This window comes from Acidovorax sp. IB03 (assembly GCF_016406015.1).
Taxonomy (GTDB): Bacteria; Pseudomonadota; Gammaproteobacteria; order Burkholderiales; family Burkholderiaceae_C; genus Acidovorax; species Acidovorax temperans.
The window spans coordinates 1-814 of the sequence record NZ_JAEFCH010000095.1 but is presented as its reverse complement, the minus strand read 5'-3'; the positions used below and the strand labels follow the sequence as shown (position 1 = coordinate 814).

Sequence of the window (814 nt, the reverse complement as noted above, 5' to 3'; positions counted from 1 at the left end):
CGGCTTTGTTGCATAAATCGGCCATAGGCCAAGGCATCCCCAATCCCAAAAAGATTTACGCAGCAGCGACCGTCTGGGGCGTGCCCAGATCGGTAAATTGATTGAGGATTGAAGCTCGGATGTGCAGCTCGGTCACCTGGCGCTCAAACGTCCTGGCCATGACCTTCTCGCCCAGGCGCTTGAAGCAATTCATCTTGGTCTCCACCAGTGACCTTCGGTGGTAGCCGCTCCAGCGTTTCCAGATAGCCCGCCCCAACTGCCTACACGCCTTGACCGCTTCATTGCGGTGAGCAAATGCCAGCCCTTTGCGCAGCTTCGCTCCTTTGCGCGGCGGGATGATTGGAATGGCTCCCCGCAGGTAGCACGCCTTATGTACATCCTGCGTGTCGTACGCCCCATCACCGGTAAAGCTAGCTATCTCTTCATTGCTTGGAATTTGACCTAGCAGGTCTGCTGCCATGGGCGAGTCGCCCACTTCATTGGTTGTTACTGCGATGGCCCGAATCTGCAGTGTCTGGGCATCAATACCCAGATGCACCTTGCGCCACTGGCGGCGCCGCTGTGCGCCGTGCTTTTTGGTTTTCCACTCACCTTCGCCCAAGAACTTGATGCCCGTGGAGTCGGCCAGCATGTGCAAGCCTTTGTCACTTGCACGGTAGCGCACCTGCACATCCAAGCTCTTTTGCCTGCGACACACCGTGCTGTAGTCGGGCACTGGCCAATCCAGGCCTGCCATACCCAATAGCGACTCAACCAGGCCCAGTGTCTGGCGCAAGGGCTGGCCAAACAAGCACTTGATGGTCAGGCAAAACTG

Annotated in this window: 1 protein-coding gene; it reads right to left on the bottom strand. The window is 57.5% G+C overall.

What is annotated here, in order from left to right:
- Window positions 1–55: 55 nt before the first annotated feature.
- Window positions 56–814: IS5-like element ISAav2 family transposase (locus IHV84_RS20205; RefSeq protein ID WP_198848168.1), on the bottom strand; the 759-nt coding region annotated here is incomplete at its 5' end.